This is a genomic window from Citrobacter sp. S46_ASV_140, assembly GCF_018919545.1.
Lineage (GTDB): Bacteria > Pseudomonadota > Gammaproteobacteria > Enterobacterales > Enterobacteriaceae > Citrobacter > Citrobacter braakii.
Genome location: NZ_JAHLRC010000150.1, coordinates 1 through 7,272 on the forward strand (window position 1 = coordinate 1; position 7,272 = coordinate 7,272).

Below are 7,272 nucleotides of genomic sequence, written 5' to 3' on the forward strand. Positions count from 1 at the left end.
GGTATCGGCCACCGACGATCCAGAAATTGCGCCAAAAAAGGTCGATGCCACAATGTTGACCAGCGACAGACCGCCGCGAATAAAGCCAACGAAAATATAGGCAAAGTTTACCAGCCGCCGCGCAATGCCCCCTTCGGCCATAATAGCCCCGGCCAAAATAAAGAACGGGATCGCCAGTAGCGAAAACTTGTTCACCCCACTGGTCAGTTGGATCATCACCGCTTCCAGCGGAATATCAATGTACCAGGCCCCAATGATGGCGCTAATGCCAACCGCGTACGCTACCGGTACCCCAATCGCCAGCATAATGCCGAGCGTAAAGACGAGAATAAATGCATCCATCTGCTTTCCTTTCTGAAATGGGGGCGGTAACTAGCTGGTCGATCCCAGCATGACAACAGGACGTTGGTACTGCGAGCCACGGCAGATCTTCTCAACGATAAACAGCAGCGTAATAGCAGAGCCAATCGGCAACGGGAGATAGTTTTGCCCGGCGCTTAAAATTGGGAATTCCGCCACGGGCTGTTCCCACAGTTCGAGGCATAGCATGGAGCCGTACCACAGAATGAACAGGCTTATCGCCATTAACATAACGTCTGCGACTACCGAGCAGTAACGGCGGGAAGATTCCCCCAGACGGTCAGTCACCATGCTTACCGCGATATGCGAACCTGCGCGATAGCTCACCGCCGCGCCAATAAAGGTGAATGTCACCATACAAAGAATGGCGACTGGCTCAGGCCATGACAGCGCGTTATTCAGGACATAACGCGCGAATATGCCAATAGGGATAATGGCGACCATAACCAATAATGCGATACCGGCAATCCACATTGACACTCGATAAAGAAAATCCATTACCGATGAATAGCATTCACCCATAATCATCACCTCGAATTAATCAAAAGACTCAGGCGGAGGATTGATATCCTCCACCCGATGAATTACTTCACATCCTGAATACGTTTGATCAAATCCTGGTGGTCTTTACCGTAATTATCCCGTACTGACTGCGTGGCTTTATAGAAATAGTCCGTATCAATATCGTGGAACTGAACACCGTTGGCTTTCATGGTCTCCAGCGATTTCGCATTATAATCCTGCCAAAGTTTACGTTGCTCTACCTGGGCTTCTTTAGCGAGTTTAATAATGAGTTCCTGGTCTTCTTTTTTTAACTTATCCCATTTGGCTTTCGAGAACAGAAAAAGCTCAGGAATAATAAAGTGTTTACTCCAGGTATAGTTTTTCACGACCGGCAAATAGTTATGCGCAACAAACGTTGGCGGGTTATTTTCCGTACCATCAATAACGCCGGTCTGCATGCCGCTAAATACTTCACTGACGCCCATCACAATGGAGTTAGCGCCCATCGCTTTTAGGGTATCCAGCGCTATCGGACTGGCCTGAACGCGGATTTTCATGCCGTGCAAATCTTCCGGTTTCACTACCGGATTCTTGGTGATCAGGTTGCGCGTTCCGGCATCCATCCAGCCAAGGAACACCAGTCGTGATTTGGTATTGGCTGTCAGACGGTCGCCAATCTCCTGACCAATCATGCCGTCGAGAACCTTATGCATATGGTCCTCATCGCGGAAAATATATGGCAGGGTAAACACGTTTATTTCAGGGAGAATTGCGGCAACTGGCGTCATTGAGACGCGAATAATATCAATGGCGCCTAATTGCGCCTGTTCAATCATCTGTTTTTCATCGCCTAACACACCCCCTGGAAATGTTTTGATCTCCAGACGACCTTCGGTCGCGGCGCTAAGTTTCTCCCCCATATGTTTCACTGCAACAACGTTCGGGTAATCAGCCGGATGCACATCTGCGGCGCGAAAGGTTTGTGCCAGCGTTGCATGACTCGCCAGTAATACAGACGCGCCAATACACAGACTTAACAGGTTTTTTGTCAGTTTCATTTGTCCTTCTCCAGAAGTTCATAATATCCATTAACAGGAATAGCTTGCAGAGCAAATGACTGCCGGAATTAAAAACGGGCAGCGAGAAACTTTCTTAACGACGTTACCTGCGCAGACTAACTGGTGTAACAATTTATTTCGATGACTGCGTTCACAAAAAATCGCAGATGCTTATAATTTTTAGCACGCTGTTTCATTTTTGCAACGCAGATCGTTTTATTGATAAAAAAACAACGCAAAGAAGGCAATTTGATACTAATTACCCGCGTTAGCATTTCAATAAAAATAAAACAACAATATTTCGGGAGAATATCTTTCGAATGAAAAAGAGAAATGCAGGAGAGTATTAACACCCTCCTGCAAAGAAGTTGAGGATTACTGCCAGCCGTAGCGGCGGCTATAAAAACCTTTCACGAGCTGGGTTAATGTCATGTAGCCCGCCAGAATCGCAATCAGCCACGGGAAGTAGCTCAGCGGCAGCGCCTGCAATTGCAGATAGTTGGCCAGCGGCGAGAACGGTAATGCAATGCCTACCACCATGACCACCAGCGTCATCAGCATCAGCGGCCATGCGGCGCGGCTTTGGATGAACGGCACGCGGCGGGTACGGATCATATGCACAATCAGCGTTTGCGACAGCAGGCCTACCACGAACCAGCCAGACTGGAACAACGTCTGATGTTCTGGCGTATTCGCATGGAAGACGAACCACATCAGGCAAAATGTCAGAATGTCGAAGATCGAGCTGATTGGTCCAAAGAAGATCATAAAGCGCCCCAACTCGCTGGGATTCCAGCGCTGCGGCTTTTTGATCTGCTCTTCGTCGACGTTATCAAACGGAATCGCCACCTGGGATACATCGTACAGCAGGTTCTGAATCAGTAAGTGCAGCGGCAACATCGGCAGGAACGGTAAGAAGGCGCTCGCCACCAGCACGCTAAACACGTTACCGAAGTTAGAACTGGCCGTCATTTTGATATACTTCAGCATGTTAGAAAAAGTACGGCGTCCTTCGATCACCCCTTCTTCCAGCACCATCAGACTCTTTTCCAGCAGGATGATATCAGCGGCTTCACGCGCAATATCAACCGCGCCGTCAACGGAGATACCAATGTCCGCCGCGCGCAGCGCCGGGGCATCGTTAATGCCATCCCCCATAAAGCCAACCACATGACCTTCGCGCTTGAGCAGCGTGACAATGCGCTCTTTGTGCATCGGCGTCAGACGAGCAAACAGCGTGGTGCGCTGGGCCAGCGTTGCCAGCTCATCGTCGCTTAACCCTTCAATGTTGCTACCGATAACCACATCGCCCGCATCCAGCCCCACTTCGTGACACACTTTCGCCGCCACCAGCTCGCTATCGCCAGTCAGGATTTTCACCGTAATACCGCTGGCTTTCAGCGCTTTGAGCGCTGGCGCGGTGGTCTCTTTCGGCGGATCGAGGAACGCAATATAGCCTTCGAGGATCAGATCTGATTCATCAATACGCTGGTAATCGCCCTCACGCGCTGGCAGGTATTTCGTCGCCACCGCCACCACGCGCAGCCCCTGGCGATTCAGCGTATCCGTGACGCGCTTCACCCGACGCAGCATGTTGTCATCTAACGGGACAACCTCACCGCTGTAGCGCACCTGGGTGCAGACACTGAGGATCTCCTGCAGCGCGCCTTTGCACACCAGCTGATGCACATCGGCTTCTTCAGCGACCACCACCGACATGCGGCGGCGTTCGAAGTCAAACGGGATCTCATCAATTTTCTGCCAGCGGGTAGAGAGCTGGCGGGCTGATTCTTCGTCCACACCTTCCAGCACTGCCGTATCCAGCAGATTCTTCAACCCGGTCTGGTAATGGCTGTTCAGCCACGCAGAATGCAGGACGTGCTCGCTGGGCTTACCAGATATATCTGTATGATTCTCAAGTACAATTTTGTCTTGTGTCAGGGTACCCGTTTTATCAGTACACAGGATATCCATCGCGCCAAAGTTCTGAATAGCGTCGAGGTGTTTGACGATGACCTTTTGTTTTGACAGCTTCACCGCCCCACGCGCCAGCGTCGAGGTGACGATCATCGGCAGCATTTCCGGGGTCAGCCCCACCGCGACAGACAGGGCAAACAGCGCCGCTTCCCACCAGTCGCCTTTGGTATAGCCGTTGATGATGAGCACAATCGGCGCCATCACCAGCATAAAACGGATCAGCAGCATGCTGACGCGGCTGATCCCTTTCTGGAAAGCATTCTGCTCGCTTTCCTGCTCGCTGACGCGGCCCGCCAGTTGCCCGAACCAGGTATTGGCTCCGGTCGCAATCACGATGGCCTGCGCCGTGCCGCTCACCACGTTGGTGCCCATAAAGCACAGGGTATCGCATTCGAGCGGGTTGCTTTGCTGCGGGTCGCGGCTGGTTGCGACTTTCTCCACCGGCAGCGATTCACCGGTCAGCGAAGCCTGGGCCACGAATAGGTCACGAGCCTGCACCACACGCAGATCGGCCGGGATCATATCCCCTGCCGCCAGCTTAATGATATCGCCGGGAACTAACTGGTCGATCGGCAGTTCAACCCAGCCGTTCTCTCCTTTCTCGTTGATAACGCGCAGCACCGTAGCGGTGTTACTGACCATCGCTTTCAGCGCATCTGCCGCTTTGGTGGAACGCGCCTCCTGCACAAAATTCAGTAAAGTAGAGATGACGACCATCAGAGCAATGACGCCAGCGGCAAACAGATCTTCGGTGGCATAGGAAATCGCACCGAGGATGGTCAACAAAATATTAAACGGGTTGCGGTAGCAGACCCACAGATGCACCCACCACGGCGACGGCTTCTGCGCCGGCAGTTGGTTCTCGCCATGTAATTCGCGAGCGTTTTCCACTTCTGCGGCGTTTAATCCTTCCGGGTGCGCGCCAAACGTTTTCCACAGCGCGGCTTCGTCCATCAGCGCCATTTTCAGACAATGTTCGCTCAGCGATGGCGGGATCGGCGTGCTGGCAACGGTCTGGGCATTAGGCAACGGATCGCGATGCACCAGACGGTGTGGTAAATGACGGTTTAGCCGGGCAAATAGCTGGCGAGTAATATTTTTGAACATAGGCAGTCCCTCTGCGCCAGTCTCAACAGGCGCAGTAAATCCTTCAGGCGTGGCAAAGCCTTACCTGATGGCAATATTAAATTCACAACAGGGACGTCAGAACGTCACTGTCTTACTGCTCCGGTAAGACAGTGAAAGACAGGCTTACCGGAAAGGGGAGTTTCTCCATCTCGGGAGAGGGGTGGGATCGGGATCCATATAGCCTCCGGTAAGTGAATGATTTGCGCTGCGGATTATACGCAGAAAACCATAAGGTTTGTGGCAATTATGGCAGTATGATAAACCATGGAAACTAAACCAAACGTATACCAGACTTTGCCCATTGCGCTGCGCTTGAGTAAAGTTATTCTCTATTTGGCATAACTTCACACGCAACACGGGAAAACAGGATGCAAAACCGGCTGACAATTAAAGACATCGCCCGCTTAAGCGGTGTGGGAAAATCAACCGTTTCCCGTGTGCTTAACAATGAAAGCGGCGTGAGCGAACGCACCCGCGAACGCGTTGAAGCGGTGATGAATCAGCACGGTTTTTCCCCTTCCCGCTCCGCACGCGCCATGCGCGGACAAAGTGACAAGGTGGTGGCGATCATCGTCACGCGTCTGGACTCGCTTTCGGAAAATCTCGCCGTGCAAACCATGCTGCCCGCCTTTTATGAGCAGGGTTACGACCCGATCATGATGGAAAGCCAGTTCTCGCCCGAGCTGGTTGAAGAGCATCTCGGCATGCTCAGACGCCGCAATATTGACGGCGTGGTGCTGTTTGGTTTTACCGGCATAAGTGAATCCATGCTCGCCTCCTGGCAGGATTCGCTGGTGCTGCTGGCAAGAGATGCCAAAGGCTTTGCCTCCGTCTGCTATGACGATGAAGGCGCCATTCGCACCCTGATGCAGCGTTTATACGATCGCGAGCATCGCCATATCAGCTTTCTTGGCGTTCCCCATAGCGACGTGACCACCGGTAAGCGCCGCCATGAAGCCTACCTGGCGTTCTGTAAGAAACACAAACTGCATCCTGTAGCCGCGCTACCGGGTCTTGCCATGAAGCAGGGTTATGAGCAGGCCGCCAACGTCATCACCCCGGAAACCACTGCCTTAGTCTGCGCGACGGATACCCTCGCCCTTGGTGTCAGCAAATATCTGCAAGAGCAGCGAATTGAGAATCTACAGCTGGCGAGCGTGGGCAGTACGCCGCTGATGAAATTCCTCCATCCGGAAATTATCACCGTCGATCCAGGATATGCCGAAGCCGGACGACAAGCGGCCTCGCAGCTGATCGAGCAGATCAACGGCCGTAGCGAACTACGACAAATCGTTATTCCTTCCACCCTCTCCTGATCGCTTTCTGAGCGTTAATTTGTGATCTTCGCTGCGTTTCGGGAACGTTCCCATTTTTAAAAAATCATCGACGATATACTCTGGCCACAGCAACGAGAGAGTTGCCAGATGGCGATGCTAAAACGTCTTATCCGGCCTACGGGGAACACACATCATCATGAGCAAAATAAAACAAGCAGACATCGACCGGCTGATTGAGCTGGTAGGCGGGCGCGACAATATCGCCACGGTAAGTCACTGCATTACTCGCCTGCGTTTTGTGCTGAATCAGCCTGCGAATGCCAGGCCAAAAGAGATCGAACAGTTGCCGATGGTCAAAGGCTGCTTCACCAACGCCGGGCAGTTTCAGGTGGTGATTGGTACCGAAGTAGGCGATTACTACAAAGCGCTGCTGGCGACAACCGGCCAGGCCAGCGCCGATAAAGAGCAGGCGAAAAAAGCCGCGCGGCAGAATATGAAATGGCACGAACAGCTGATTTCTCATTTTGCGGAGATCTTCTTCCCGCTGCTGCCAGCGCTGATTAGCGGCGGCTTGATCTTGGGGTTCCGTAATGTGATTGGCGATCTGCCCATGAGCAACGGGCAGACGCTGGCGCAGATGCACCCTTCGCTGAAAACCCTTTACGACTTCCTGTGGCTAATTGGCGAAGCGATCTTCTTCTATCTGCCGGTCGGGATCTGCTGGTCAGCAGTGAAGAAAATGGGCGGTACGCCGATCCTCGGTATTGTGCTGGGCGTGACCCTGGTTTCACCGCAGCTAATGAACGCCTATCTACTCGGTCAACAGGTACCGGAAGTGTGGAACTTCGGCCTGTTCAGCATTGAAAAAGTGGGCTATCAGGCGCAGGTTATTCCGGCACTGCTGGCCGGTCTGGCGCTCGGTTTTATTGAAACACGCATGAAACGCATCGTCCCGGATTATCTGTATC

At 52.5% G+C, this 7,272-nt stretch carries 6 protein-coding genes; 2 read left to right on the forward strand and 4 right to left on the reverse strand.

Annotation, left to right across the window (positions count from 1 at the left end):
- The 4 genes from KQJ19_RS21195 to mgtA all read right to left on the reverse strand — a co-directional run.
- The coding region (locus KQJ19_RS21195; RefSeq protein WP_216404094.1) for a TRAP transporter large permease subunit at positions 1–342 on the reverse strand (342 nt) is incomplete at its 3' end.
- 30 nt (positions 343–372) lie between these two features.
- On the reverse strand, positions 373–882 hold the full coding sequence (locus KQJ19_RS21200; RefSeq protein WP_047499903.1) for a TRAP transporter small permease: 510 nt from the start codon (positions 880–882) through the stop codon (positions 373–375).
- A 62-nt stretch (positions 883–944) separates the two neighbouring features.
- Complete coding sequence (locus tag KQJ19_RS21205) at positions 945–1,922, reverse strand: TRAP transporter substrate-binding protein (RefSeq protein ID WP_016151488.1); 978 nt, start codon at positions 1,920–1,922, stop codon at positions 945–947.
- Positions 1,923–2,297: 375 nt separating this feature from the next.
- On the reverse strand, positions 2,298–5,006 hold the full coding sequence (mgtA, locus tag KQJ19_RS21210) for a magnesium-translocating P-type ATPase (RefSeq protein WP_216404095.1): 2,709 nt from the start codon (positions 5,004–5,006) through the stop codon (positions 2,298–2,300).
- Between the two features lie 389 nt (positions 5,007–5,395).
- Between mgtA and treR the strand changes: the two genes are divergently transcribed.
- Together treR and treB are read left to right on the forward strand one after the other, a co-directional pair.
- Complete coding sequence (gene treR, locus KQJ19_RS21215; RefSeq protein WP_016155565.1) at positions 5,396–6,343, forward strand: trehalose operon repressor TreR; 948 nt, start codon at positions 5,396–5,398, stop codon at positions 6,341–6,343.
- 157 nt (positions 6,344–6,500) lie between these two features.
- A partial coding sequence (treB, locus tag KQJ19_RS21220) for a PTS trehalose transporter subunit IIBC (RefSeq protein ID WP_216404096.1) occupies positions 6,501–7,272 on the forward strand: 772 nt, incomplete at its 3' end.

What these genes read in the sequence shown, in the direction of transcription:
- KQJ19_RS21205 (WP_016151488.1), bottom strand. Translation starts at nt 1,922, where the DNA reads ATGAAACTGACAAAAAACCTGTTAAGTCTGTGTATTGGCGCGTCTGTA.
- KQJ19_RS21200 (WP_047499903.1), bottom strand. Translation starts at nt 882, where the DNA reads ATGGGTGAATGCTATTCATCGGTAATGGATTTTCTTTATCGAGTGTCA.
- treR (WP_016155565.1), top strand. Translation starts at nt 5,396, where the DNA reads ATGCAAAACCGGCTGACAATTAAAGACATCGCCCGCTTAAGCGGTGTG.
- mgtA (WP_216404095.1), bottom strand. Translation starts at nt 5,006, where the DNA reads ATGTTCAAAAATATTACTCGCCAGCTATTTGCCCGGCTAAACCGTCAT.